Source organism: Listeria sp. ILCC797, assembly GCF_900186185.1.
In the GTDB taxonomy this organism is placed as follows: domain Bacteria; phylum Bacillota; class Bacilli; order Lactobacillales; family Listeriaceae; genus Listeria; species Listeria goaensis.
In genome coordinates this window covers 115,930-141,631 of the sequence record NZ_FYBS01000001.1, presented here as the reverse complement: position 1 = coordinate 141,631, position 25,702 = coordinate 115,930, and the positions used below count along the sequence as shown (strand labels likewise).

25 protein-coding genes and 1 other annotated feature are annotated in these 25,702 nt (G+C 39.7%); of the genes, 24 read left to right on the top strand and 1 reads right to left on the bottom strand.

What is annotated here, in order from left to right; all coding sequences use genetic code 11:
- Positions 1-35 precede the first annotated feature (35 nt).
- The 24 genes from BN1609_RS00715 (at position 36) to pflA (ending at position 25,039) form a co-directional block, all read left to right on the top strand.
- A complete protein-coding gene (locus tag BN1609_RS00715; protein ID WP_088808899.1) occupies positions 36-1,316 on the top strand; it encodes a folylpolyglutamate synthase/dihydrofolate synthase family protein in 1,281 nt (426 codons plus the stop codon).
- Between the two features lie 241 nt (positions 1,317-1,557).
- Entirely contained in the window at positions 1,558-2,268 is a 711-nt protein-coding gene (locus BN1609_RS00710) for an A24 family peptidase (RefSeq protein WP_088814581.1), read from the top strand.
- The gene (gene radC / locus BN1609_RS00705) at positions 2,265-2,930 is read left to right on the top strand and encodes a DNA repair protein RadC (protein WP_088808901.1); all 666 of its coding nucleotides are present in this window, start codon (positions 2,265-2,267) and stop codon (positions 2,928-2,930) included. Before BN1609_RS00710 ends, radC begins: the two co-directional genes overlap by 4 nt.
- A gap of 204 nt (positions 2,931-3,134) precedes the next feature.
- Complete coding sequence (locus BN1609_RS00700; protein WP_088808902.1) at positions 3,135-4,148, top strand: rod shape-determining protein; 1,014 nt, start codon at positions 3,135-3,137, stop codon at positions 4,146-4,148.
- 79 nt (positions 4,149-4,227) lie between these two features.
- Positions 4,228-5,109, top strand: coding sequence for a rod shape-determining protein MreC (gene mreC / locus BN1609_RS00695; RefSeq protein ID WP_088808903.1), 882 nt, complete (start codon positions 4,228-4,230; stop codon positions 5,107-5,109).
- A gap of 2 nt (positions 5,110-5,111) precedes the next feature.
- Positions 5,112-5,633, top strand: coding sequence for a rod shape-determining protein MreD (mreD, locus tag BN1609_RS00690; protein ID WP_088808904.1), 522 nt, complete (start codon positions 5,112-5,114; stop codon positions 5,631-5,633).
- A gap of 160 nt (positions 5,634-5,793) precedes the next feature.
- Entirely contained in the window at positions 5,794-6,468 is a 675-nt protein-coding gene (gene minC, locus BN1609_RS00685) for a septum site-determining protein MinC (protein WP_088808905.1), read from the top strand.
- A gap of 2 nt (positions 6,469-6,470) precedes the next feature.
- Positions 6,471-7,271: a septum site-determining protein MinD gene (minD, locus tag BN1609_RS00680; RefSeq protein WP_088808906.1), complete on the top strand. Its 801-nt coding sequence runs from the start codon at positions 6,471-6,473 to the stop codon at positions 7,269-7,271.
- 56 nt (positions 7,272-7,327) lie between these two features.
- Complete coding sequence (locus BN1609_RS00675; protein ID WP_088815256.1) at positions 7,328-8,659, top strand: ribonuclease E/G; 1,332 nt, start codon at positions 7,328-7,330, stop codon at positions 8,657-8,659.
- A gap of 54 nt (positions 8,660-8,713) precedes the next feature.
- Positions 8,714-8,785, top strand: a sequence feature (ribosomal protein L21 leader region).
- 10 nt (positions 8,786-8,795) lie between these two features.
- Positions 8,796-9,104, top strand: coding sequence for a 50S ribosomal protein L21 (rplU, locus tag BN1609_RS00670; protein WP_088808908.1), 309 nt, complete (start codon positions 8,796-8,798; stop codon positions 9,102-9,104).
- A gap of 17 nt (positions 9,105-9,121) precedes the next feature.
- Entirely contained in the window at positions 9,122-9,439 is a 318-nt protein-coding gene (locus BN1609_RS00665) for a ribosomal-processing cysteine protease Prp (RefSeq protein WP_088808909.1), read from the top strand.
- Between the two features lie 12 nt (positions 9,440-9,451).
- Positions 9,452-9,742 (top strand): 50S ribosomal protein L27, encoded by a 291-nt coding sequence (gene rpmA, locus BN1609_RS00660; RefSeq protein WP_007475125.1) that lies wholly within the window; start codon positions 9,452-9,454, stop codon positions 9,740-9,742.
- 332 nt (positions 9,743-10,074) lie between these two features.
- Positions 10,075-10,893 carry an MIP/aquaporin family protein gene (locus BN1609_RS00655; protein WP_088808910.1) on the top strand — a complete coding sequence of 273 codons (819 nt, stop codon included), beginning with the start codon at positions 10,075-10,077 and terminating at the stop codon, positions 10,891-10,893.
- Positions 10,894-10,953: 60 nt separating this feature from the next.
- Positions 10,954-12,447 (top strand): glycerol kinase GlpK, encoded by a 1,494-nt coding sequence (gene glpK, locus BN1609_RS00650; protein WP_088808911.1) that lies wholly within the window; start codon positions 10,954-10,956, stop codon positions 12,445-12,447.
- 127 nt (positions 12,448-12,574) lie between these two features.
- Positions 12,575-13,864, top strand: a complete 1,290-nt coding sequence (gene obgE, locus BN1609_RS00645) for a GTPase ObgE (RefSeq protein ID WP_088808912.1) — start codon at positions 12,575-12,577, stop codon at positions 13,862-13,864.
- An 88-nt stretch (positions 13,865-13,952) separates the two neighbouring features.
- Positions 13,953-14,798, top strand: a complete 846-nt coding sequence (gene pheA / locus BN1609_RS00640; protein ID WP_088808913.1) for a prephenate dehydratase — start codon at positions 13,953-13,955, stop codon at positions 14,796-14,798.
- 16 nt (positions 14,799-14,814) lie between these two features.
- Positions 14,815-15,303, top strand: a complete 489-nt coding sequence (locus BN1609_RS00635) for a GNAT family N-acetyltransferase (RefSeq protein ID WP_240310276.1) — start codon at positions 14,815-14,817, stop codon at positions 15,301-15,303.
- A gap of 32 nt (positions 15,304-15,335) precedes the next feature.
- Positions 15,336-16,136: a TIGR00282 family metallophosphoesterase gene (locus BN1609_RS00630; protein WP_088808914.1), complete on the top strand. Its 801-nt coding sequence runs from the start codon at positions 15,336-15,338 to the stop codon at positions 16,134-16,136.
- Between the two features lie 15 nt (positions 16,137-16,151).
- Complete coding sequence (locus BN1609_RS00625; protein WP_088808915.1) at positions 16,152-16,505, top strand: RicAFT regulatory complex protein RicA family protein; 354 nt, start codon at positions 16,152-16,154, stop codon at positions 16,503-16,505.
- Positions 16,506-16,608: 103 nt separating this feature from the next.
- Positions 16,609-19,194, top strand: a complete 2,586-nt coding sequence (mutS, locus tag BN1609_RS00620) for a DNA mismatch repair protein MutS (protein WP_088808916.1) — start codon at positions 16,609-16,611, stop codon at positions 19,192-19,194.
- A gap of 14 nt (positions 19,195-19,208) precedes the next feature.
- Complete coding sequence (gene mutL / locus BN1609_RS00615) at positions 19,209-21,011, top strand: DNA mismatch repair endonuclease MutL (protein WP_088808917.1); 1,803 nt, start codon at positions 19,209-19,211, stop codon at positions 21,009-21,011.
- A 10-nt stretch (positions 21,012-21,021) separates the two neighbouring features.
- Positions 21,022-21,582 (top strand): glycerol-3-phosphate responsive antiterminator, encoded by a 561-nt coding sequence (locus BN1609_RS00610; RefSeq protein WP_088808918.1) that lies wholly within the window; start codon positions 21,022-21,024, stop codon positions 21,580-21,582.
- A gap of 392 nt (positions 21,583-21,974) precedes the next feature.
- Entirely contained in the window at positions 21,975-24,206 is a 2,232-nt protein-coding gene (pflB, locus tag BN1609_RS00605; protein WP_088808919.1) for a formate C-acetyltransferase, read from the top strand.
- Between the two features lie 86 nt (positions 24,207-24,292).
- Positions 24,293-25,039, top strand: a complete 747-nt coding sequence (gene pflA / locus BN1609_RS00600; RefSeq protein WP_088840398.1) for a pyruvate formate-lyase-activating protein — start codon at positions 24,293-24,295, stop codon at positions 25,037-25,039.
- Positions 25,040-25,064: 25 nt separating this feature from the next.
- Here pflA and BN1609_RS00595 read toward each other — a convergent pair whose 3' ends face one another.
- Entirely contained in the window at positions 25,065-25,643 is a 579-nt protein-coding gene (locus BN1609_RS00595) for a PadR family transcriptional regulator (protein WP_162859578.1), read from the bottom strand.
- Between the last annotated feature and the right edge of the window lie 59 nt (positions 25,644-25,702).

Genomic DNA, 25,702 nt, shown 5'->3' with positions numbered 1-25,702 from the left:
TAAGATAGGGCTGTTTTTTAAGGGAGCTGGTATATTTGAAATTCACTTCATATGATGAAGCTTTAGATTGGATTCATGGAACGTTACGCCTAGGAATTAAACCAGGGCTTTCGCGAATGGAAAAAATGTTAGAAACGCTAGGAAATCCAGAGAAAAAAGCAAAATGGATTCACGTTGCTGGAACTAACGGAAAGGGTTCTACATTAACATTTATTCGCTCCGTTCTTGAAGCAGAAGGATATCGAATTGGGACTTTCACATCCCCATATATCGAACGGTTTAATGAGCGCATTTCTGTCAATAATGAACCGGTTTCAGATGAGATGATTGTAACGTTAGCTAATCGTGTTGCTCCTATAGCTTCCGAAATCGCCAAAACCGATTTTGGCCCTCCATCAGAATTTGAAATTATCACGACAATGATGTTTCTTTACTTTGCAGAATATGATCAAATCGATTTTGGAATCATTGAAGTTGGGTTAGGTGGCCGCCTTGATTCAACGAATGTGTTAACGCCACTTATTTCTGTTATTACAACAATAGGCCTTGATCATATGGAGTTTCTAGGTAATTCTATTGAAGAAATTGCGCTTGAAAAAGGTGGTATTATCAAGCAAAACGTCCCAACCGTTTCAGGTGTAGTTCAACCAAGCGTGATAGATGTATTGCAAAAATTAGCCAATAAGCAAAATTCTACTATTTATTTTTACGGCAAGGATTTTAATTCTAAAAAAGTTTCAAAAAATAGTTTTGTTTTTCATACAAAAAATCAAGAACTTCCTAATCTTGAAACAGGTTTAAATGGTGATCACCAAATTCAAAACGCTTCTGTTGCCATTCAAACGTTATTTATTTTACGGGAAATAGGTGATATTTCTCTAACTACGAAATCTATTTATCAAGGCTTAAAAGAGGCTTTTTGGCCGGGAAGATTAGAAAAAATTCAAGGGCTGCCTAATTTTGTCTTGGACGGCGCACACAACCCTGAAGGCATTCAATCGCTTATTAATAATTTACAACACGAAGATAATATAGAACTTCTAATTAGCATTTTAAGTGATAAAGATTATACGAGTATGATTCAATCTCTAAAAAAACTTCAACATGTACAGCTCTATCTAACAACTTTTGATTTTCCAAGATCTCTTTCGAAGGACGATGTGAAACGAATTTCAAAAGAAAACGGAATAAACGCTGTACTAGATTGGAAAGAATTTATACAGGAAAAACAATCGGCTAAATTGACGACGACTATATATATTTCAGGCTCGCTCTATTTTATTTCGGAAGTTCGAAAATTTTTATTAAGAAAGTAGTGTTTGATTTTCTCCTCCTAGATGGGGGAGTTTTTTTAATATAGTTTATCGCAAACTAAAATGCAAACGGTGAAAAAAAGATTTTACGAAGAAAGTCTGCCTACAAAATTGCATTTTTAACTAAGCAAACTTTACGAATTTAAATGTAATTCATTTCCAAAATAGATTTTTATCAATATGACTTTCTTAAAAAATACTGATAGAATCTAGAAAAAATGGAGGTTCAAATAAATTGTGCTATATGTTTGTTTTTATTTACAGTTCGATCTTTGGTTCTTTTTTACACGTTTGCGCGCAAAATTCACCACAAAAGAAACCATTTCTATTTCGTCATTCTCATTGCGATTACTGCAAACAGGAAATCTCATTCAAACACATGATTCCAATTGTTTCATATATCGTCCAAAAAGGGAAAACAATTTGCTGTCAAAAAGCGCTACACAAGATGTATTTTTGGCAAGAAATTACTTTTCCAATTTTAATGCTTGTCCTGTATCAATTTTATCTTATGCATCATATCGGTATGGTTCATTTCATTGTATTTCTCTTTTTGTATTATTTTCTTTTAACAGATATTTATTTTCTGCATGTTCCTAACCTTGCATTGGGCTTTTTTCTAACAATAATACTCATTTTTCAATTTTTAAATCAAGCGGTTTTATTCGCTACTATACAACTTATAATTAGCTTTATCGCTTATAGTGCCTGTTATTATTTTGTCAAAAAAGGATTTGGACTAGGGGATATTAAAATATTGATTATTCTAGGTACTGCAGTTGGATTTGCAACAAGTTATAAAATATTTATCTACGCGCTGACAATTGCTGCCATTTCTTTAGGTGTAGCCTGTTTAACCCATAAAATTTCACGAAAAAAAATGATTCCTTTTGTCCCATTTATATTTCTTGGGTATTTAAGTTATTTATGTTTGAAAGTCGGTGGATTTGAATGAATTTAAAATTGGACGACCCGCCTAGGGAAAAATTAGTAAGGCATGGCCCTGATGCACTAACTCTCTCTGAATTGATGGCTTTAATTATTGAAACAGGAACAAAAAACGAGTCTGTCCTTTCTGTGGCGAATCGGATTGTTATGCGCTTTAGGGAACTGGATAGCGTTCAACACGCTACAATCGAAGAATTTCAAAAAATAAATGGTATCGGCATTGCAAAAGCTGCGAAAATTGTTGCAGCACTTGAAATGGGAAAAAGGCTAAATCAAAACGAAAAAAGCACAACTTATGTGATAAAAACACCGTTTGATGCAGTTTCAATTGTGCAGCCGGAACTTAGTTTTTTATATCAAGAACATTTTCACTGTGTCTTTTTAAATGTTAAAAATCAAATTATTCATCGCGAAACAGTGTTTATCGGTAGTTTAAACATTAGTGTTGTGCACCCACGTGAAGTTTTTCGAATTGCACTAAAATTATCTGCTGCTTCGCTTATTTGTTTTCATAATCATCCATCTGGTGATCCAACGCCTTCACAAGAAGATATCAGAGTCACAAAACGGCTTGCAAATTCTGGTGAGCTATTAGGTATTCGCCTGCTAGACCACATTATTATAGGCAAAAACAGCCATCTTAGTATGAAAGAAAAAAAGTATTTCTAAAGAAAACTTTAATTTTATTTCTTCTTATTAAAAATTAATGCCGTGATGAAACAGTTATGTTATAATGTAATGGTTGTATATGTGTTTAGATAGAAATAGTGGCACTCGAGGGATAAGGTAAACTTAATTTTTGAACTGTGCAAATGTGTCAGCTTCATTATTACTTATACAAAAGTTAATTTTTGAAAGAAAAGGAGAATACAGATGTTTGGATTTGGAAACAAAGATATCGGCATTGACTTAGGAACTGCGAATACACTTGTATACATGAAAGGAAAGAGTATTGTTTTAAGAGAGCCTTCCGTTGTTGCGATGAAGAAAGACACGCAAGAAATAGTGGCAGTTGGTAATGAAGCTAAAAATATGATTGGTAGAACACCAGGCAATATTGTAGCTATTCGTCCAATGAAGGACGGGGTAATCGCGGATTATGATACAACAGCAGCCATGATGAAGTATTATATCCAAAAAGCTAGCAAAGGAATGAGCGCTAGCAAACCATTTGTAATGATTTGTGTTCCTTCTGGCATCACTGGCGTAGAAAAACGAGCAGTTATTGATGCAACAAGACAAGCTGGGGCAAAAGATGCTTATACAATTGAAGAACCATTCGCTGCAGCAATTGGTGCTGGGCTTCCTGTATGGGATCCGACTGGTAGCATGGTTGTCGATATTGGTGGGGGAACTACTGAAGTTGCTGTTATTTCTCTAGGAGGTATTGTCACAAGCCGTTCAGTACGTACTGCAGGTGATGACCTTGATGAATCTATTATTAATTACATTCGTAAAAAATATAACTTACTTATTGGCGATCGTACTGCTGAGTCCATTAAAATGGAAATTGGTTCTGCCGATGCTACAAATCTCAATTTAGAACCTTTCAGTATACGTGGTCGTGATTTGGTAACTGGCTTACCAAAAACAATCGAAGTAACACCTGAAGAAGTTAGCGAAGCACTATCCGATACCATTTCAGCTATTATTGATGCGGTTAAGAGTACACTTGAAAATACACCGCCCGAATTGTCAGCTGATATTATGGATAAAGGTATTGTACTTACTGGCGGAGGTGCGTTACTGCGCAATTTAGACTCTGTCATTTCTGAAGAAACAAAAATGCCTGTAATTATTGCGGATGAGCCGCTTGATTGTGTGGCAATTGGGACAGGGAAAGCACTTGAAAATATGGACTTGTATAAAAAGAAAAAAATGAACTAAATGGAACACTCATTTATTTCAACTAGAAAGTGTTAGCTTCAAATCGAAAAAAGAGGATTAACGAGATGAGGTGTTCATTATGCCACAATTTTTTCTAAATAAGCGTTTAATTATTATGCTGATAGCTATCATTGTTCTTGTGGCCCTTGTCGGTTTTTCTCTCAGAGACAGAGAAAATGCATCGTGGCCTGAACAATTTGTAAAAGATGTTGTTGGTTTTGGAGAAAATGTTGTTTCGAAACCAGCAAGCTTTGTTTCTGGTGTTATAAGTGGCGCGCAAGATTTAAAAAATACTTATACAGAGAATGAGCATTTAAAAGAACGTTTAGAAGAATTGGCGCAACTGGAAAGTGATGTTGCAGATTTACGAAAAGAGAATAAAGAATTAAAGGACTCACTTAATATTCAATCGAGTTTAAGCGATTATGATCCTATAAACGGTTCTGTCATTTCACGTAATCCGACAAATTGGAATGAGCAAGTTGAGATTGATAAAGGTTCAAGAGATGGCGTGAAACCTGATATGGCGGTTGTTACATCAGGTGGGCTAGTTGGGCGAATAACGACAACTGGTGCAAAGTCATCAACTGTTGAGCTATTAACATCGTCTGACACGCGTAATCGTGTTTCGGCAATGGTTCAAGGTAGCGCCTCGGCTTATGGGATTATTAATGGTTATAATAGTGATGATAAGTTATTGGAATTAAAACAATTACCTTATGATATGAAGTTTACGAAAGGCCAAAAGATTGTGACGTCGGGACTTGGTGGGAAATTCCCATCTGGCATTTTTATTGGAACCATTGAAAAAGTTGAAACAGATAAAATGGGATTGTCACAAACTGCTTATGTAAAGCCAGGAGCTGATATGTATGATTTAAATCATGTGACGATTTTAAAACGTACTGCGGAAACTTCTACGTCTGGTGATGAAAATACTGATTCGTCTGGAGGCAATTAGTCATGAATGTCAAGAAAATCATTTGGCTTCCGGCAATCATGATTGGTACTTTTATTTTAGAAGGTGTCGTTAGTCTTCAATTTGGACACGTATTATTTGGAGAAGAGAGATTGTTTATTCCTCATTTTCTTCTTATTATGTTAGTCATTATGACAGCTTTTTACAGACGAAATACGACGCTTATTTATGCATTTACTTTAGGGATTTTATTTGATATTTATTATACGGGTGTTATGGGTATTTACTTTGCTATTTTCCCATTCATCGTTTATATAACAGATAAGTTCTTGAAGGTTTTGCAGAATAATATCGTTCTAGTTGGCTTGATAGCTGTTTTTAATGTTATATTATGTGAAGTACTTGTTTATGCGTTTTATTATTTAATTGGAACAACGACAATGAGTTTCCCGGAATTCATTGATTATAGATTGTGGACAACGCTTATATTGAATTTTGCTTTTTATTTAGTTGTTTTCTTTCCGTTCCGATATTTCTTATTCAAATTAAAAAAATCTGAATCCTAATAAAAACAGCTAAAATCGTGTGAGTCATTATCAAGTATGGAAGGTTGCTATGCTTGATAAGCACGATTAAGCTGTTTTTTATGTTAAAGAGATAAAAGTTCTGCTATAATAAAACAAGCAATCGGTTTTAAGAAAATGAGTTTAGCGGGGTGATATGGGAATGAAAAAGAATGTCCAAATGAAAGGAACAAAAGAAGGTATTCAAATTTTCTTAAGCGACACTGCAAGTATTAACGAACTAGAAGCAGAATTGATTAGCCTTTTAAAAGAACAAAAAACAGCACCTTATTCTGGCGAGAAACTTTCGGTCCAAGTCCAAATTGGGAACCGGCTTTTTTCAGAAGAGGAAGAGGCTAGAATTGCGAAAATTATCGTTCAAAATAGCCAAATGAAGATTGGTGCTTTTTATAGTAACGTGATGACGAAGGCGGATGCGAAAAAGTGGAAAGAAGCAGATCAAATCTATTCGCTCGCAACAATCATTCGGTCTGGGCAGGTTATTCAAGTTACAGGTGATGTGCTTCTTATTGGTGACATTAATCCTGGTGGGCAAATACGGTCAACTGGAAATATTTTTGTCTTAGGGCAGATTAAAGGAATTGTACACGCTGGTTTTGAAGGCGATAAAGATTCGGTCATTGCTGGTAAATTCTTATATCCTTCGCAAGTGCGTATTGCGGAAAAGTTTTTTGGCTTTGATAGTGAAGATTATAAGGATATCGCGGATACGGAACTATTTTCAGCCTATATTCGCGAAGATGAAATCATAATTGATGACATACATAAAATTAGAAAAATTAGACCTGAAATTTCGAATTTTGAGGGAGGACGATAAACATGGGTGAGGCTATAGTCATTACTTCTGGGAAAGGTGGCGTTGGAAAAACAACTTCAACTGCCAATCTAGGAACAGCACTTGCACTTCAAGGCAAAAAAGTCTGCTTGGTTGATATGGATATTGGCCTTCGAAACTTAGATGTAGTACTTGGACTGGAAAACCGAATTATTTACGATTTAGTAGATGTAATCGAAGGGAGATGCAAGATTCATCAAGCTTTAATTAAAGATAAGCGTTTTGATGATTTACTGTTTCTTTTACCAGCTGCGCAAACTACGGATAAAACAGCTGTAAGTGCTGATCAAATGAAAACGTTAATCGATGAGCTAAAACCGGATTACGAATATATTTTAATTGATTCACCTGCAGGTATAGAAACTGGATATAAAAATGCTGTAGCTGGAGCTGATAAAGCCATTGTTGTTACAACACCTGAAATTTCTGCGGTTCGTGATGCAGATAGAATTATTGGTTTACTCGAAAATGAAGATATCGAGCCACCAAAATTAATTATTAATCGTATCCGTACACAAATGATGCAAAATGGGGATGTTATGGATATTGATGAAATTACAACGCATTTGTCCATCGAACTTCTAGGTATTATTATTGATGACGATGAGGTTATTCGTTCTTCAAATAGTGGAGATCCAGTTGCAATGTTACCGAATAATCGGGCATCACAAGGCTATAGAAACATTGTACGCCGCATTTTAGGCGAATCCATTCCACTTATGTCGATTGAAACTAAAAAAGAAGGCTTTTTTGCACGGTTAAAAAAACTTTTTAGTGGTAAATAATAGATGAGACAGGCCCTCTGAAAAGGGGGCTTTTTTTAAAGAAGGTGGGGATTTTAATGCCGCAACTTATTATTAATGCAAAAAATACGGAAAAACGAATTGCTGTCACTCATAATAAACAATTGGTTGATTTTCAACTTTTTCGGCCGAGCCAAAATGCTCAAGTAGGTCATATTTTTTTAGCGCAAATTGAAAAGATTGATAAAAAATTAGATGCTGCTTTTTTGAATCTTGGGTTTGAAAAGGGCTTCCTACATTTAAAAGACTTGCCTGAATACGTTGCCGCAACGCAAGGCGCACGTTTGCTTGTACAAGTTGTTCGAATGGGGTCGAAAACAAAATTGCCTCTTGTCACGGGGATTGTCGAGGTTTCAAATTCTTATTTGGTTTATATGAAAGGAAAATCATATGTATCGGTTTCAAAGCGCATAACTGAAAATGAGAAAACGAGGTTACGGGACACAGTGACCAATATTTTAAAGCCAGAAGAAGCGGTTATTATCCGTTCTGATGCGGAAAATTTGGCGGAAGCGGAGCTTTTTTCGCACTTGGAAGAATTGCGCGGGGAATTCGCTTTGCTTGAGCAGAAAGCGGCGAAACAAAAGCGTCCGGGACTTATTCATGCATCAGAAGATTTATTTTTTGAAAAAATCACACGTTTTATCGAGGCTTATCAGGTGAAAGAAGTTTTTTCTGATGTTTCCTTTCCGTTTGCTACAAAGTTAGTGGCAGACGATGATATTTTCGATACGTTTAAGCTGAGCGGGAGCCTTGTCAAATTGTTGCAGCCTATCGTTCATCTAAAAAACGGGTCTTCCTTGTTTATTGAAAAAACCGAAGCAATGTGGGTGATTGATGTGAATTCAGGGAGCTTTTCAGGTGATTTCACGAAGGAAAAAACAGTATCAAAAGTGAATTTTGAAGCTATTCCTGAAATTTTACGTCAAATGCGCCTGCGACAAATTAGTGGGTTTATTGTGATTGACTTTATTGGTGGTATGTCTGATGTTGATCATGCAAAACTTTTGGAGGAAATGGAACGTTTGGTGAGAGAAGAGCTCGTGACAACACAAGTTGCTGGTTTTTCGAAAACAGGGCTTATGCAACTAACACGGCGAAAAAAAGAGGCCTCTCTTCTTGAAATCACTTCTGATGTCTGTCCAAGTTGCAAAGGGATAGGGCATGTGAAATCTGCCAATTCACTTGCGTATGAACTCGAACGAGAGCTCAAAACATATAACCTTAGTTCGCTTAATTTTATTTTAATCATCACAACGGAAGCTGTTTTATCTGCTTTTTTAGATCTAGGCGTTTTAGCTGACGCACCAATTGACTGGGAAATTGCAGATGAAACGGTACCTTTTTATCAAATTGCGCGAGTAGAATAAAGATTGACACTAGAGACTCTGTATGATATTATTTTACTGTTATGTTTGTAGCGCACCACGCTACAACCGCACAGAATTGGGTCAAGTGCATTTTTGCCCCCAACGATGGCGAGTCTGAGTATGAGGAGGTGCAAGTATGTACGCAATTATTGAAACTGGTGGGAAACAAATCAAAGTTGAAGCTGGCCAAGAAATCTATGTTGAGAAATTAGCAGGAGAAGTTGGTGATGTGGTAACTTTTGATAAAGTTCTTTTCGTAGGCGGCGATGCAGCTAAGGTGGGTGTTCCTTTTGTTGAAGGAGCAACTGTTACGGCTAAGCTTACAAAACAAGGTCGCGCTAAGAAACTTACGGTTTATAAATATAAACCTAAGAAGAACTACCACAAAAAACAAGGTCATCGTCAACCTTACACAAAATTAACGATTGATGCAATCAATGCTTAATTTGAAAGGACGAAACCATGATTCAAGTCAATATTAATTGGAAAAATGAACAAATTGTTTCGTTTACAATGAGTGGACATGCTGATTTTGCGGAAAATGGGAGAGATCTTGTTTGTGCAGGGGCGTCATCCATTGTTTTTGGAATGATTGGTGCTTTAGAAGATATGGAAGGTGTTCCCCCGATTTTTGAAGAGGAATCCGGTTATCTTTTTTACACAGTTCCAGAAGAATTTGTAGCAAACAGTAATGTTCAAATCCTATTAAATGGAATGGTGAATCAACTTAGGTCATTAGCGTACAGCTATCCTGATCATATTAAAATAAACTCCAAATAGGAGGTGTATTTCATGTTAAAATTTGATATTCAACATTTTGCCCACAAAAAAGGCGGTGGTTCCACTTCCAATGGTCGTGATTCCGAGTCTAAACGTCTAGGAGCGAAACGTGCAGACGGTCAATTCGTTACTGGCGGTTCCATCCTTTATCGTCAACGTGGAACAAAAATTTATCCAGGAACTAACGTTGGTCGTGGAGGCGATGATACACTTTTCGCTAAAACTGACGGCGTCGTACGTTTTGAACGTATGGGTCGTGACAAGAAAAAAGTTAGTGTTTATCCTGCTGCGCAAGAAGCGTAAAATCAAAACCGAGGTGTTTATCACCTTGGTTTTTTTATGTGAAAATATTTCTGTCATAGCTGAAAATCGTTACATAAGAATGAAATATATCCTTCCCACATGTGAAAAATATAGCAAGTTCATTCGTTGACAGCGCTTTCCTAGTGTGATTTAATAGAACCAAGTTAATCAACTTGTCAGGAGAAGAGATGACAATCAGAACGGCAATTTTCATAATTTGCCAATGTTTTGGTTGTCATTCTTTTTTTGAAATAAAATGAAGTTTGGCTTGTTCGTTAAGGGGAATAAAAGAAAGACGGACCAAACTTAAGGATAAAAAGGAGATGTTCTAAATGATTGACACTAGTTTAGGCACACAGTTCTTAGGAGAGTTACTGGGGACTGCTGTACTGGTACTTTTTGGGGGAGGCGTTGTAGCTGGCGTTTCACTCAAATGGTCTAAAGCTGAGAATGCAGGCTGGGTCGTTGTTGCGATTGCCTGGGGACTCGCCGTTACAATGGGCGTTTATGTTTCCGGTTACATGAGCATGGCGCACTTAAATCCTGCTGTAACCGTTGGAATGGCGCTTGCAGGAGCATTCCCTTGGGACTATGTTCTCCCGTATATTGCCGCTCAGTTTATCGGCGCATTTATTGGGGCAACACTCGTCTGGTTACACTACTACCCGCACTGGAAAAAAACAGAAGATAAAGCGACAAAATTAGGCGTTTTCTCAACTGCACCAGCAATTCGGCATTATACATCTAACTTTTTTGGTGAAGCATTAGGTACTTTTATTTTAGTTTTTGGGTTATTATCTTTAGGAGCGAACCAATTTGCTAACGGCTTGAATCCACTTGCTGTTGGCGGACTAATCGTTGTAATTGGTATGAGTCTAGGTGGAACGACAGGTTATGCCATTAATCCCGCTCGTGATTTAGGACCGCGTATTGCTCACTTTGTTTGGCCAATTTCGGGAAAAGGTGGCTCAGATTGGTCTTATTCTTGGGTCCCAGTCCTTGGACCAATTTTAGGCGGAGGACTTGGAGCACTTGTTTATAACGCTGTCGTAAATAAAGACATGGGTGTCTGGTTATGGGTTTTTGCGGCATTATTCGTACTCGTTTTAATTTTTGCAATGACAATCGACAAGAAAAAAGATTTAGTATAATACACATAAGATAATCTGGGGATGAGCGTATCCCCAAAATACTTAAAGGAGGCAATTGTAGTGGAAAAAAAATACATTTTAGCGCTCGATCAAGGGACAACCAGTTCACGGGCAATGATTATTGATAGTGACGGCGAAGTTATTGGGGTAGAACAAGAAGAATTTGAACAAATTTTCCCAAAGCCAGGTTGGGTGGAACATAATGCAAACGAAATTTGGGCTTCCATACTAGCCGTCATTGCAGGCGTTCTGTTGAAAACGAATATTTCCTCTAAACAAATTGCGGGTATCGGGATTACTAACCAACGTGAAACAGCTGTTGTTTGGGATAAGGAAACTGGAAATCCAATCTATAATGCAATTGTTTGGCAATCGCGCCAAACGGCAGACATTTGTAAGGAGCTAAAAGAAGCAGGCAAGGAAGATATGGTTCGTGAAAAAACGGGTCTTTTAATTGACGCTTATTTTTCAGGTACGAAAGTTCGGTGGATTTTAGACAATGTGGAAGGCGCACAAGAACGCGCTGAAAATGGGGAATTACTATTTGGAACGATTGATAGTTGGCTTGTTTGGAAATTAACTGGCGGAAAAGCTCATGTCACAGATTATTCTAACGCATCACGTACACTGCTCTACAATATTTATGATTTGAAATGGGACGATGAACTACTGGATATGTTAAATATTCCAAAATCGATGCTTCCTGAAGTTCGTCCTTCTTCTGAGGTTTATGAAACAACCGTACCTTACCATTTCTTTGGCGAGGAAGTCCCAGTGGCAGGCATTGCCGGTGACCAGCAATCTGCTTTATTCGGACAAGGTTGTTTTGAAAGTGGTATGGCGAAAAATACGTATGGAACGGGTTGCTTCTTGCTCATGAATACTGGAGAAAAGGCAGTTCGGTCTGAAAATGGCTTGCTGACAACACTTGCATGGGGATTAGATGGAAAAGTGGAGTATGCGCTAGAAGGTAGTATTTTCGTTGCTGGATCAGCTATTCAGTGGTTACGCGATGGTTTACGTATGTTACGTCAATCAAGCGACTCACAAGGCTATGCAGAAAAGATTGAGTCCTCTGATGGTGTTTATGTCGTACCGGCGTTTGTTGGACTAGGCGCACCATATTGGGATTCAGATGTGCGTGGTGCTGTTTTCGGCTTAACGCGCGGCACAGAGAAAGAGCAATTTGTTCGGGCGACTCTTGAATCACTGGCGTATCAAACACGTGATGTGCTTCATGCGATGGAGGAAGACTCGAAGATTAAGCTTAAAGCCCTTCGTGTTGACGGAGGTGCTTCCGCAAACGATTTTCTGATGCAGTTCCAGGCGGACATTTTGAATGTTCCAGTTGAGCGGCCAGACAATTTGGAGACGACCGTTTTAGGCGCTGCGTATTTGGCGGGACTTGCGGTTGGTGTTTGGGAAGACAAAAACGAAATCGTCAAACGTTGGAAACTCGACAAGAAATTTGAAGTTGAAATGAAGGACGATGAACGCGAAACGCTATATGAAGGCTGGCACAAAGCTGTTAAAGCGGCGCAAGCATTTAAATAAGAAAAGAAGAGGTGTTAGGATGTTTCTAGCACCTTTTTTTGTGCGCGTAAATAAAATGTTGTGTGATTGGCAATTTTATTGATATAATGTTAAATAAGACTTTTAAAGAACGGGAGATTAAAACGATATGTTTGTAGATCAGGTTAAGATAAATGTAAAAGCGGGGAATGGCGGCGATGGTATGGTTGCTTTTCGTCGCGAGAAATTCGTTCCAAATGGTGGACCTGCTGGTGGCGACGGTGGCAAAGGGGCCAATGTTGTTTTTCAAGTAGATGAAGGATTGCGTACTTTAGTCGATTTTCGTTTTAAACGCAAATTTAAAGCGGAGCACGGAGAAAACGGAATGAGTAAAAGTATGCATGGACGTGGTGCAAGCGATTTAGTTATTCCTGTCCCGCCTGGTACGCTTGTGAAAGATCTTGATACGGACGAAACGATTGCAGATTTAGTGGCACACGGACAGCGCGCTATTATCGCCAAAGGTGGACGCGGGGGACGCGGAAATAAACGTTTTGCAACACCAGCGAATCCTGCACCAGAACTATCTGAAAACGGAGAACCGGGACAAGAACGCAATATTCAGCTTGAATTAAAAGTGCTTGCTGATGTGGGGCTAGTTGGATTCCCAAGCGTTGGAAAATCAACACTACTTTCAATTGTTTCTGCGGCGCGCCCAAAAATTGCTGCGTATCATTTTACGACGCTTGTTCCAAACTTAGGTATGGTGGATACAGGCGATGGTCGTAGTTTTGTAATGGCTGACTTGCCGGGGCTCATTGAAGGCGCGAGCCAAGGTGTTGGTTTAGGACACCAATTTTTACGCCACATTGAACGGACGCGTGTCATTGTACACGTCGTAGATATGTCTGGTGCGGAAGGCCGCGAACCTTATGAAGATTTCGTGACGATAAATAAGGAGCTTGAAGAATACAATTTACGCCTTTTAGAGCGTCCGCAAATCGTCGTGGCGAACAAGATGGATATGCCGGATGCTGAACTTAATTTGCAAAAATTCAAAGAAAAACTAGACGAGGATATTCCCGTTTTTCCAATCTCAGCTTTAACTAAAACAGGGTTGAATGCTCTCCTACTCGCTATCGCTGACAAGCTGGAAACAACGCCTGAATTCCCGCTCGATGAACTGCTCGAAAAAGAAGAAGAAAATACGGTGTTATATAAATTTGAAGCAGAAGAACCTGATTTTGTCATTTCACGTGACCCAGACGGCGCTTTTGTGTTAAGTGGTGAAAAAGTAGAGCGACTATTTGCGATGACAAACTTCGAAAGAGATGCTTCGATTAATCGCTTTGCAAGACAGCTCCGTGCGATGGGCGTTGATGAGGAACTCCGTAAGCGCGGTGCGGAAGATGGCGACACGGTTCGCCTGCTTGATTTTGAATTCGAATTCCAAGAGTAACCGGCGCCGTTTTGGCGTAGAAAACTAAAATCAGGCTGATAAACATGTTTATCAGCCTGATACTTGGTTAGAAAGGAGCGTTTACCTTATGAAAATTGCTTATCTTGGACCTGCGGCTTCTTTTACGCATAGTGCGGCGAAGAGTGCTTTTCCTACGGCTGATTTAATTCCTGCTACCTCTATTCCAGAGTGCATTATGACGATTCAAAATAACGAAGTCGATGCGGCTGTCGTTCCTGTTGAAAACACGATTGAAGGTGGCGTAAATATTACGCTTGATTACTTGTTTCACTTTTCAAATGTGCCTATTCAGGCGGAACTTGTTTTGCCCATTGCCCAACATATTATGGTACATAAAATGAATGCGGCTTCTTGGCAGTCTGTTCAAAAAGTCATGAGTCACCCACAAGGGCTCGCACAATGTGAGACTTTTTTGAAAGAAGAATTATACGGCGCGGTGCGCGAAGCAACTCCTTCTACGGCTTATGCTGCTAAATGGGTGAGTGAACATGAAAATGAGCTTGTGGCGGCTATTGCACCGCGTATGGCGGCTTTAGAATACGGACTTCAAATTGTGAAGGAAAATGCGCAAGATATCGAGTTAAACCAAACGCGTTTTGTCGTTTTAAGTAGGGAAAAGATGTCGATTCCTTTAAAAAAAGAAGAGGAAAAAACGTCCGTGAGCGTTCTTCTACCAAACAATATTCCCGGTGCCTTACATAAAATTTTATCGACGTTTGCTTGGCGGAATATTGATATGAGCAAAATCGAATCGCGTCCGTTGAAAACGGCGCTTGGGGAATATTTCTTTTTAATTGACTTGTTATCGGAAGACAAGGCGGAGCTCGTTCAAAATGCACTCGAAGAAATTCGCTTGCTAGGCGGGAAGGCAAGTGTTTTGGGGATTTATAACGTGTATCGGATTTTAAATTGAAGGGAGGCAATGTGAGATGGAAATTTTAATTGAGAAGATGCAGCAAGATGATTATGTAGAGGTTGCGGCCATTCATTTAGAAGGCATTAAATCAAAAAATGCCACGTTTCTCACTGAGCCGCTCACCTTTTATGAATGGGATGCAAAATACCTCAAGGACTGCCGCTTCGTTGCGAAAAAAGCGGGGGAAGTCATTGGCTGGGCAGCACTTTTGCCTTTTTCAAGCATGCCAAGTTACCGTGGTGTTGCTGAAATAAGTATTTATATTGCGAAGGCTGCACAAGGAATGGGCGTTGGCAAGGCGCTTATGAGAAGCTTGATTACGGAGAGTGAAAAAGCGGGCTTTTGGACGCTGACATCGCTTGTTTTTCCGGAGAATCAGGCGAGCATTGCGCTCCATCACAAATTTGGTTTTGAAACTCTTTGTATACATAAGAATTTAGGGAAGATGGATGGTGTTTTTCGGGATGTTGCTCTTTTAGAACGCCGAAATCAAGCTTTTTAAGCGAATTTTTGAAGGAAACGGAGAAACAAAAAATGAAAATTTTATTCATAGGTGATTGTGTCGGTTCGATTGGTCGTGAGATGATTACGGAATATTTGCCGAAATTAAAGCAGAAATACAAACCTACTGTGACGATTGTGAATGGTGAAAATTCTGCATCTGGTCGTGGTATCACAGAAAAAATTTATAAAACCTTTTTAGAGCAAGGGGCGAATGCCGTTACGCTTGGCAATCATGGTTTTGATAATCGTGATGTGTTTGAGTTTATTGATGAGGCGAAATATTTAGCGCGCCCAGCAAACTACCCAGCAGGTACGCCTGGAACGGGCATTGTGTATGTAAAAGTAAATGAAACGCTTGTTGCGGTGATTAACTTGCAGGGGCGCACGTTTATGGGGCAAGATTTGAAAGATCCATTTGAAATGATTGATACGCTCGTTACTGAAGCCACTAAAAAAACGAATGTCATTTTTGTTGATTTCCACGCGGAAACAACGAGTGAAAAAGAAGCGATGGGTTGGCATTTAGATGGACGTGTTTCAGCTGTTGTTGGTACACATACGCATGTGCAAACTGCGGATAATCGCATTTTGCCAGAAGGCACGGCCTATTTAACAGATGCGGGAATGACTGGACCGTATGATGCGATTCTTGGTATGAATAAAGAAGCTGTGCTGCGCCGCTTTAAAACACAGCTGCCAACGCGATTTGAAGTACCAAAAGAAGGACGCGGCGTATTATCTGGTTGCTTAATAACTTTAGACGAAAAAACAGGACGTGCTTCCAAAATTGAACGTATTTTAATCAATGATGATCATCCATTTTATGAATAAAAGAGGGGTGTAAGCATGCCGTATAAGAAAGAAGACATTTTGAAAAAAGCGGCGGAATTAAAAGAAGCGCTTGAACATACAGAGGAAATCGAATTTTATAAAAAAGCGGAAGAGCAAATTAATGCGAACCAAAAAGTGCAGGCTAAAATCGCGGAGATTAAACAGCTGCAAAAGCAATCCGTCAACCTTGAACATTACGGAAAGTATGAAGCAATGAAACAGTCAGAAGCAAAAATTGAAGAGTTAAAAAAAGAAATTGATGATTTGCCTGTTGTGAGGGAATTTAGACGTGCCCAAAGCGACGCCAATGATTTGCTCCAAACGATTACGGATTCGATTTACAGTGAATTGAAAAAAGATCTAGACTGATGATAAAAAACGTCATCAGTCTGTTTATTTTTTAATCGATAAAAAATTTATGGTATAATATAAAGATGAAAAAAACGCGATGAAGTAAGGGATGATGTAGAAAATGACAACGTACACACCAATGATGCAACAATACTTGAGTATTAAGGAGAACTATCAAGATGCTTTCCTTTTCTTTCGCTTAGGTGATTTTTATGAAATGTTTTTTGAAGATGCGTTAAATGCGTCGCAAATTTTAGAAATTACACTAACTGGGCGTGAAGGCGGAGGAGAAGGTAAAATCCCAATGTGTGGTGTACCTTATCATTCAGCAAGTGGCTATATTGATACATTGATTGAAAAAGGTTATAAAGTAGCGATATGCGAACAAGTAGAAGACCCAAAAACGACAAAAGGCATGGTAAAACGAGAAGTTGTTCAGCTGATTTCTCCCGGGACCGTGATGGACGAAAAAGGGTTGAAAGAGAAGGAAAACAACTACATCGCGGCTTTTTATTTATACGAGGATAAAGAATTTGGCTTTGCCTACTGTGACCTATCAACCGGGGAACTCAAATCGACCGTTTTAGAATCACGCGAAGATCGTTTATTAAATGAACTCACAACGCTTTCTGCAAAAGAACTTGTGGCTCGTAAAGATGACGCGCTCCTTTTATCTGAGGAACTGACTAAACAAATGGGGCTGCTTATCTCAAATCATGAAGAAACGGAAGGCTGTGAGCTCGCGAATAAACTTATTGACCGCATCACTGCTCTTTCGGAGAAAAAAGCGATTGCCTTATTACTGAACTACCTTTCTGATACACAAAAACGCGATTTAGGGCACCTTCAAAAAGCTGTTCACTACGAAACGAGCCACTTCATGAAAATGGACTACTATTCTAAGCGCAACTTGGAACTCTCGGAATCGATTCGTGGCAAAGGACGCGTGGGGACGCTTTTATGGTTGCTAGACCATACAAAAACAGCAATGGGCGGACGCTTACTCAAACAATGGATTGACCGCCCGCTTATTGATCATGAAATGATTACTGGGCGTCAAAATGATGTAGAAGAATTGATGAAACATTTCTTCGAGCGCGTTGAACTTGTTGAAAACTTAAAAAATGTCTATGACTTGGAACGCTTATCTGGCCGGGTTGCATACGGAAATGTCAATGCTCGCGACCTAGTTCAGCTCCGCAATTCACTGTTTCAAATTCCGAAGATTAAAGCTGTACTTACGAACATGGAAGGCGCCAAACATTTAAATAGTTTAGGTGAAAAACTTGATCCATGTGAGGACCTTACTGACTTACTTGAAAAAGCTGTAATTGATTCCCCGCCGATTTCGATTCGTGAAGGGGGCATTATTCGCGATGGCTACAACGATGAACTTGATACATACCGCGATGCCAGCCGAAACGGGAAGACTTGGATTGCTGAACTGGAACGGCAGGAGCGCGAACTCACGGGGATTAAATCGCTTAAAGTGGGCTTCAATCGGGTGTTCGGCTACTATATTGAAGTGACTCGCGCCAATACGCATTTATTACAAGAGGGGCGTTATGAGCGAAAACAAACGCTGACGAATGCCGAACGTTATATTACTCCAGAGCTAAAAGAGAAGGAAAAACTGATTTTAGATGCGGAAGAAAAAAGTGTTGAGCTTGAGTACAAATTGTTTACGGAAGTTCGGGAATTTGTCAAAGACTACATCGAGCGGCTTCAAGCGCTTGCAAAGGCGGTAAGTGAAATTGATTGCTTGCAAAGCTTTGCTGAAATTAGCGAAAAAAATCGCTTTATTCGCCCGGAGTTAAGCGCAGACGGCAAGCTCGAAATTGTTCAAGGTCGCCATCCGGTCGTTGAAAAAGTAATGGGTGCACAGAGCTATGTCGCCAATGATTGCCTGATGAACGAGAATCGCGAAATCCTGCTCATTACAGGACCGAACATGTCGGGGAAAAGTACGTATATGCGTCAAGTCGCGCTAACGGCAATCTGCGCGCAAATTGGCTGTTTTGTTCCTGCAGAGCGTGCGACACTTCCTATTTTCGATCAAGTCTTCACACGAATTGGGGCGGCAGACGATTTAATCGCTGGCCAGAGTACCTTTATGGTGGAAATGCTTGAAGCGCGCAATGCGATTGTGCATGCAACAGCAAATAGCTTAATTTTATTCGATGAAATTGGTCGCGGGACGGCAACTTACGATGGTATGGCGCTCGCTCAGGCGATTATTGAGTACATTCACAGTGAAGTCCATGCCAAAACGTTATTTTCAACCCACTACCACGAACTGACGGTTTTAGATGACGAATTACCAAAACTGCGCAATATTCATGTTAGTGCGGTAGAGGAAAATGGAAAAGTCGTTTTTCTTCATAAGATTAATGAAGGTCCAGCAGATAAGAGTTACGGGATTCATGTAGCGGAGCTTGCGGAATTGCCGGCCCCTTTAATTAAGCGTGCTTCCGAGATTTTGGCAACGCTTGAAGCGGAAGGGAATCAACTGGTCGCTGCTCCAAAAGAAGAAACTAAGACTGATGTATCTGACGATATGCAGTTGCCGCTGTTTGAAATGGAAACGCCGGTTAAGCAGCAGGCAGCAAGTAGTTTGGTTGAAAAAGAAATTAAAAAATTGAATTTGATGCAGATGACGCCAATGGACGCAATGAACAAATTGTATGAACTACAAAGCAAATTATAAAGGGTTGTGATTTTATGGCCAAAATTATTGAATTAACAGACGACCTATCGAACAAAATTGCTGCAGGTGAAGTGGTTGAACGACCTGCTTCGGTCATCAAGGAACTCGTAGAAAACGCGATTGATGCGGGAAGCACTGTCATTGACATCTTAATAGAAGAAGCTGGTCTGACAAAAATGACGGTCATCGATAACGGTGCAGGCATTGATCCAGAAGACGTTTCAACAGCCTTTTTGCGCCATGCAACGAGCAAAATAAAAAACGAAAATGATTTATTCCGTGTGCACACGCTAGGGTTTAGAGGAGAAGCTCTTCCGAGTATCGCTTCTGTGGCACGCGTTGAAATGACAACTTCAACGGGGGAAACTGGGACAAAAATTGTCATCGAAGGTGGTCGCGAAAAAGAAAAGCATAGTGATTCGGCAAGGCGCGGGACGCAAATTGAAGTAAGCGATCTTTTCTACAATACGCCAGCGCGCTTAAAATATTTAAAAAGTTTGCCAACTGAACTCGGAAACATTACAGATGTTGTCAACCGTCTAGCGCTTGCGCATCCTGAAATTAGTTTCCGCCTGAGTCATAATGGCAAGCCACTTTTAAATACGAGCGGCAATAATGATTTACGCCAAGTCATTGCGGCGATTTATGGCGTGCAAATTGCCAAGAAAACTGTGCCGATTTCTGCTGAATCACTCGACTTTAAAGTGAGCGGGTACGGGGTTTTACCGGAAGTCAATCGCTCGAATCGCAATTATATTTCAACGATAATTAACGGACGTTTCATTAAAAATTTCGCACTTGTGAAAGCCATTCAGGAAGGCTACCATACGCTATTGCCAATTGGGCGTTTTCCGATTATTGTTTTGCAAATTGAAATGGATCCGATTATCATTGACGTCAATGTGCACCCCGCAAAATTGGAAGTCCGCCTAAGCAAAGAAAAGGAACTCGGTCAGCTGATTACAGCGGCCATCAAAGAGGCTTTTCATAAGCTACAGCTCATTCCAGACGGGAGCGTGTCCAAACGCGAGAAGCTCATTTCGGAACAAACGCAGATTGACTTTGAAGCAGAAAGCGAACCGAAGCGCCAAGAACCACCCACTTTGTTTGAAAAGCCAAATGTCCCAGACTTTATTCCTGAAGAAAAAGGTGTTGAGAATTGGGATTCGATTTTAAAAGAACCGCCTGAAGAGTACGTGACGGACGCGGCCCCTGTGCCAGAAGAAAAGAAGGAGCGCATTCCAAAAATGTATCCGATTGGGCAAATGCATGCGACGTACATTTTGGCGCAAAACGAAGAGGGGCTCTTTATCATCGATCAACATGCGGCGCAAGAACGCATTAAGTACGAATTTTTCCGTGAGAAAATTGGTGAGGTGGAACGCGAGCTACAAGAATTGCTCGTCCCGATTGTCTTAGAATTTTCCAATGATGAATACATTCGTCTAAGTGCTGAAACGGAGCGGCTTAAAGAAGTCGGCGTTTTCTTAGAGTCTTTCGGCCAAAATAGCTTTATTATTCGCGCTCATCCAACCTGGTTTCCAAAAGGAGAAGAGGAGGAGACGCTTCGGGCAATTGTGGATGAGGCGCTCCATGCTCCAAACATTAGCATTCATAAGCTCCGTGAAGACACTGCGATTATGATGAGTTGTAAAAAATCCATCAAGGCGAATCACTATTTGACGACCGCTGATATGGAAGCACTGCTTGATACGCTCCGCGAGGCTAGTGATCCGTTTACTTGTCCGCACGGGAGACCTGTTATTATTAAATATACGACCTATGAGCTTGAAAAAATGTTTAAGCGGGTCATGTAAGGAGAACAATGTGAAGGAATTATTTGGCGGACAAAAAATTATTCCGGCTGCTCATCATCAACGCGATATTGAAAAAATCGCTGAGCAATCTGTGCAGTATATGGTAATGCTTGAAACACATGTGGCACAAGTGAAATCACTCGTTGATTTTGCGAAGTCTACGGGAAAAAAAGTATTGCTCCATGCGGATTTAATTAATGGTTTGAAGAATGATGACTATGCGGTTGATTTTATTTGCCAGCAAATTCGTCCAGATGGCATTATTTCCACACGTGGAAATGTCATTTTAAAGGCCAAACAACATAAAGTCCTGGCCATTCAGCGTTTATTCATGATTGATTCAAGCGCCTACCAAAAAGGCATGAAATTGGTTGAAAAAGTGCAGCCTGATGCGATTGAACTTTTGCCAGGGATTTTACCTGAACAAATTGCAAACATGCATGAAAAGCTTCAAATTCCCATTATTGCTGGCGGATTGATTGAACGGCAAAGCCAAATTGATGCCGTCTTAGCTGCTGGCGCGACTGCAATTACAACTTCTAATAAAGAATTATGGACGAAACAACTCTAAACTAATGCGTATCGTATCAGACTGATGACAAAGGGAAGCTTTACCTCGTCATCAGTCTGTAGTTGTTTTCATGAAAAACAATTATATGAAACAGAAAGCGGTTTCTAAAACTGTACTATAACAAAAATGGTGCTTTTTACTAATACAGGCAAATTAAAATCATTTTTAAAATAAAAATATTTTTTTCCACTAAAGTTAAAACACCTTTAAAACAAGTGATAATAAAGCCATTTGTGCATTATGTAACATAAATGTAATAGAAAAGATTGAAAAAAGATGCACAAAACTGTAGCATTTTTTTTATTTTATGTTATGATAACAGTATAAATATAACTAACTTTGCTCACTAACAAACGCTCGAAGATGAGCAAAATAACAGGAGGGTTTCCATAATGACTGAACAATGGTATGAATTTACTGGTGGTAACTGGCAAGAAGAAGTAGACGTACGAGATTTCATTTTGAAAAACTATCGCTTATATGAAGGGGACGACAGCTTTTTAGTTGGCCCAACAGACGCAACAAACAAGTTATGGGATCAAGTTATGGACTTAACAAAGCAAGAACGTGAAAACGGCGGCGTTTTGGATATGGATACAAAAATCGTATCGACCATCACTTCACATGACCCAGGATACTTAAACAAAGACTTAGAAAAAGTTGTTGGTTTCCAAACGGACAAACCATTTAAACGTGGTTTACAACCATTCGGTGGTATCCGTATGGCGGAAGTAGCTGCAGAATCTTATGGCTTTAAAGTTGATGAAGAAATCAGCCATATTTTCTCAGAATATCGTAAAACACATAACCAAGGTGTATTTGATGCTTACACTGCTGAAATGCGTGCTGCTCGTAAATCTGGGGTTATTACTGGTTTACCAGATGCTTATGGCCGTGGTCGTATTATCGGGGACTATCGTCGCGTAGCTCTTTACGGCGTTGACTACTTAATTAGCCAAAAGAAACAAGATTTAAATAACACAGGTCTTCGCACTATGAGCGATGATATCATTCGTTTACGCGAAGAAATCAACGAACAAATTCGTGCTCTTCAAGAACTTAAAGTTTTAGGGGAAAAACACGGTTTTGATATTTCTAAGCCAGCAAAAACTGCTCAAGAAGCGTTCCAATGGTTATACCTGGGCTATCTAGCAGCAATTAAAGAACAAAATGGTGCGGCAATGAGTTTAGGACGTACTTCTACATTCCTAGACATCTATGTAGAGCGTGATTTGCGCAACGGCGTTCTTACTGAAGAAGAAGCACAAGAAATTGTGGATCACTTCATCATGAAACTTCGTCTTGTTAAATTTGCTCGTACACCTGACTATAATGACTTATTCTCTGGAGATCCTACTTGGGTAACTGAATCCATCGCCGGAATTAGCGAAGATGGTTTACCGCTTGTAACGAAAAACTCTTTCCGTTTCTTGCATACATTAGACAACTTAGGACCAGCTCCAGAACCAAACTTAACTGTACTTTGGTCTACTGAACTTCCATCAGGATTTAAAAAATTCTGTGCAAAAATGTCGATTAAAACATCTGCTATTCAATATGAAAATGACGATGTTATGCGTCCTAAATGGGGCGACGACTATGCAATCGCATGTTGTGTATCTGCCATGCGCGTTGGTAAACAAATGCAATTCTTTGGCGCTCGTGCGAACTTAGCGAAAACATTGCTATACGCAATTAACGGTGGCGTTGATGAAAAATCAAAAGCACAAGTTGGCCCAGCTTTCCGTCCAATCGAGAGCGATGTTCTTGAATACGACGAAGTAATGGAAAAATATGATGCGATGATGGAATGGATTGCAGAACTTTACCTTAATACATTAAATGTTATTCACTATATGCATGACAAATATTCTTATGAACGCATTGAAATGGCCTTACATGATACACATGTCTTACGTACAATGGCAACTGGTATTGCCGGCTTATCTGTTGCAGCCGACTCACTTTCTGCAATTAAATATGCTAAAGTAACGCCAATTCGTGACGAAGATGGTATCGTAACAGATTACCAAATCGAAGGTGAATACCCTAAATATGGTAACAATGATGACCGTGTAGATGAAATTGCAGTTGACTTACTAAAACGCTTCATGACAAAAGTTAAAAAACACAAAACTTACCGTGATTCTGTTCATACAACTTCTGTTCTTACAATCACTTCGAACGTTGTTTATGGTAAGAAAACTGGTAATACACCAGACGGACGTCGTGCTGGCGAACCATTTGCACCTGGTGCGAACCCAATGCACGGACGCGACACTAAAGGAGCACTTGCTTCCCTTTCTTCCGTAGCAAAATTACCATATGAATATGGTCAAGATGGTATTTCTAACACATTCTCTATCGTACCAAAAGCGCTTGGTCGCGAAGATGAATCTCAAATTAATAACTTAGTTGCGATGTTAGACGGTTATTCTAGTAAAATGGGGCATCATTTAAACATCAACGTATTCAATCGTGATACGTTAATGGATGCAATGGATCACCCAGAAAAATATCCGCAATTAACCATTCGTGTTTCTGGATACGCAGTTAACTTCATCAAACTTACTCGTGAACAACAACTAGACGTTATCCACCGTACAATGCACGAAAGCATGTAATTAAAAAATTAGATTTCAAAAAAGGGGATGCTAGGCGAGAAGCAGCATCCCCCTTTTTAAAGCCAATCGAAAGGAAGAGGTTAGTAATGTCAGAAGTAATGGGACGCGTACATTCAGTTGAATCAATGGGGACGGTTGACGGTCCGGGAATCCGTTTTATTGTTTTTATGCAGGGGTGTTTGCTGCGTTGCCAGTTCTGTCACAACCCCGATACTTGGAAAATTGGCACAGGCACAGAACGTTCCGCACAAGACGTGTTTGATGAGGCCATTAAATACCGTGAATTTTGGGAGGCTTCAGACGGCGGTGTTACTGTGAGTGGTGGTGAACCACTTCTGCAAATTGATTTCTTGATTGAGTTCTTTACTTTATGTAAAAAAGCTGGGATTCATACGACCATCGATAGTTGTGGTGGTTGTTTCACACGAGAACCCGAATTCATTGAAAAGTTAGACCGGCTCATGGAAGTGACCGATTTAATCTTGCTTGACATCAAACAAATGAATCCTGAGAAGCACTTAAAACTTACAACGAAATCCAATGCCCCCATTTTAGATTTTGCGCATTATTTACGCGATAAAAATCAACCCATATGGGTGCGCCACGTCTTAATCCCAACAAAAACAGATGATCCTGCTGATTTAACTTCTTTACGCGACTTTATCGATACGTTGCCAAACGTAAAACGCGTTGAAGTGTTGGTATATCACACGATGGGCGTCTATAAATGGAAAGAACTTGGTATTCGTTATCCGCTTGAAGGAATTGAACCACCTGATGAGGAAACGATTAAAATGGCCAATGAGATTTTAAAAACGGCCACATACGCATAAAAAATAAGCCTTCGCTATAGGAGGCTTATTTTTTATGTTTTAAAATATCCCGGCACCAATCGATTTCAGCGCGAATTAAGTCGCGTTTTCGCAAATAAATTTGGTAGGACATGTTATTTACAAAATCATTTTTTGTGGCTAATCCTAAAAGTTGCTCGAAATGGACTAAACTATCTTCTGTCAATCGCAGTTGGCCCTCTAAATAGGTCATGCGTTCTTCTAAAAGAATTGCCGTTCGTTCAGGGTTCAGCCAATCCAGTTGCAGTTTAATAATAAATTCATCACGCGTCACTGGTATTTTAAGTGCCGTTTCGGACCATTCTTTTAATAAAAAAATGCCGTTTTCTGTGATGGCGTAAATCTTTTTATTTGGTTTACCTTCTTGCAGCTGCGTGTGAACGATCAAATAGCCTTCATCTTCGAGCCTTGCGAGCATTGGGTAAATCTGACTGTGATTTGTATTTTGCATGATGCGCAGGCGATTAGCGAGGTCATAGCCGCTTGAAGCTTCACGGGCAATCATCTCAAGCAAAGTATAGCCGAGCAAATTAATATTTGACTTCACAAAATTTACTTCCTTTCTCGTAGCTTTCTTCTTGCTCATTGTAATCTATTTCGCAGATTTGTGCAAAGAATTCGCCAAAAATAACATATGTAAATATT

Bases quoted from the DNA above. Each gene is read 5' to 3' on its own strand.
- mreC (WP_088808903.1), top strand. From the start codon at position 4,228: ATGCCACAATTTTTTCTAAATAAGCGTTTAATTATTATGCTGATAGCT.
- obgE (WP_088808912.1), top strand. From the start codon at position 12,575: ATGTTTGTAGATCAGGTTAAGATAAATGTAAAAGCGGGGAATGGCGGC.
- BN1609_RS00700 (WP_088808902.1), top strand. From the start codon at position 3,135: ATGTTTGGATTTGGAAACAAAGATATCGGCATTGACTTAGGAACTGCG.
- mutL (WP_088808917.1), top strand. From the start codon at position 19,209: ATGGCCAAAATTATTGAATTAACAGACGACCTATCGAACAAAATTGCT.
- pflA (WP_088840398.1), top strand. From the start codon at position 24,293: ATGTCAGAAGTAATGGGACGCGTACATTCAGTTGAATCAATGGGGACG.
- BN1609_RS00635 (WP_240310276.1), top strand. From the start codon at position 14,815: ATGGAAATTTTAATTGAGAAGATGCAGCAAGATGATTATGTAGAGGTT.
- BN1609_RS00595 (WP_162859578.1), bottom strand. From the start codon at position 25,643: ATGAGCAAGAAGAAAGCTACGAGAAAGGAAGTAAATTTTGTGAAGTCA.
- mutS (WP_088808916.1), top strand. From the start codon at position 16,609: ATGACAACGTACACACCAATGATGCAACAATACTTGAGTATTAAGGAG.
- BN1609_RS00630 (WP_088808914.1), top strand. From the start codon at position 15,336: ATGAAAATTTTATTCATAGGTGATTGTGTCGGTTCGATTGGTCGTGAG.
- rplU (WP_088808908.1), top strand. From the start codon at position 8,796: ATGTACGCAATTATTGAAACTGGTGGGAAACAAATCAAAGTTGAAGCT.
- BN1609_RS00665 (WP_088808909.1), top strand. From the start codon at position 9,122: ATGATTCAAGTCAATATTAATTGGAAAAATGAACAAATTGTTTCGTTT.
- pheA (WP_088808913.1), top strand. From the start codon at position 13,953: ATGAAAATTGCTTATCTTGGACCTGCGGCTTCTTTTACGCATAGTGCG.
- rpmA (WP_007475125.1), top strand. From the start codon at position 9,452: ATGTTAAAATTTGATATTCAACATTTTGCCCACAAAAAAGGCGGTGGT.
- mreD (WP_088808904.1), top strand. From the start codon at position 5,112: ATGAATGTCAAGAAAATCATTTGGCTTCCGGCAATCATGATTGGTACT.
- BN1609_RS00655 (WP_088808910.1), top strand. From the start codon at position 10,075: ATGATTGACACTAGTTTAGGCACACAGTTCTTAGGAGAGTTACTGGGG.
- minC (WP_088808905.1), top strand. From the start codon at position 5,794: ATGAAAAAGAATGTCCAAATGAAAGGAACAAAAGAAGGTATTCAAATT.
- radC (WP_088808901.1), top strand. From the start codon at position 2,265: ATGAATTTAAAATTGGACGACCCGCCTAGGGAAAAATTAGTAAGGCAT.
- BN1609_RS00675 (WP_088815256.1), top strand. From the start codon at position 7,328: ATGCCGCAACTTATTATTAATGCAAAAAATACGGAAAAACGAATTGCT.
- pflB (WP_088808919.1), top strand. From the start codon at position 21,975: ATGACTGAACAATGGTATGAATTTACTGGTGGTAACTGGCAAGAAGAA.
- BN1609_RS00710 (WP_088814581.1), top strand. From the start codon at position 1,558: ATGTTTGTTTTTATTTACAGTTCGATCTTTGGTTCTTTTTTACACGTT.
- BN1609_RS00625 (WP_088808915.1), top strand. From the start codon at position 16,152: ATGCCGTATAAGAAAGAAGACATTTTGAAAAAAGCGGCGGAATTAAAA.
- minD (WP_088808906.1), top strand. From the start codon at position 6,471: ATGGGTGAGGCTATAGTCATTACTTCTGGGAAAGGTGGCGTTGGAAAA.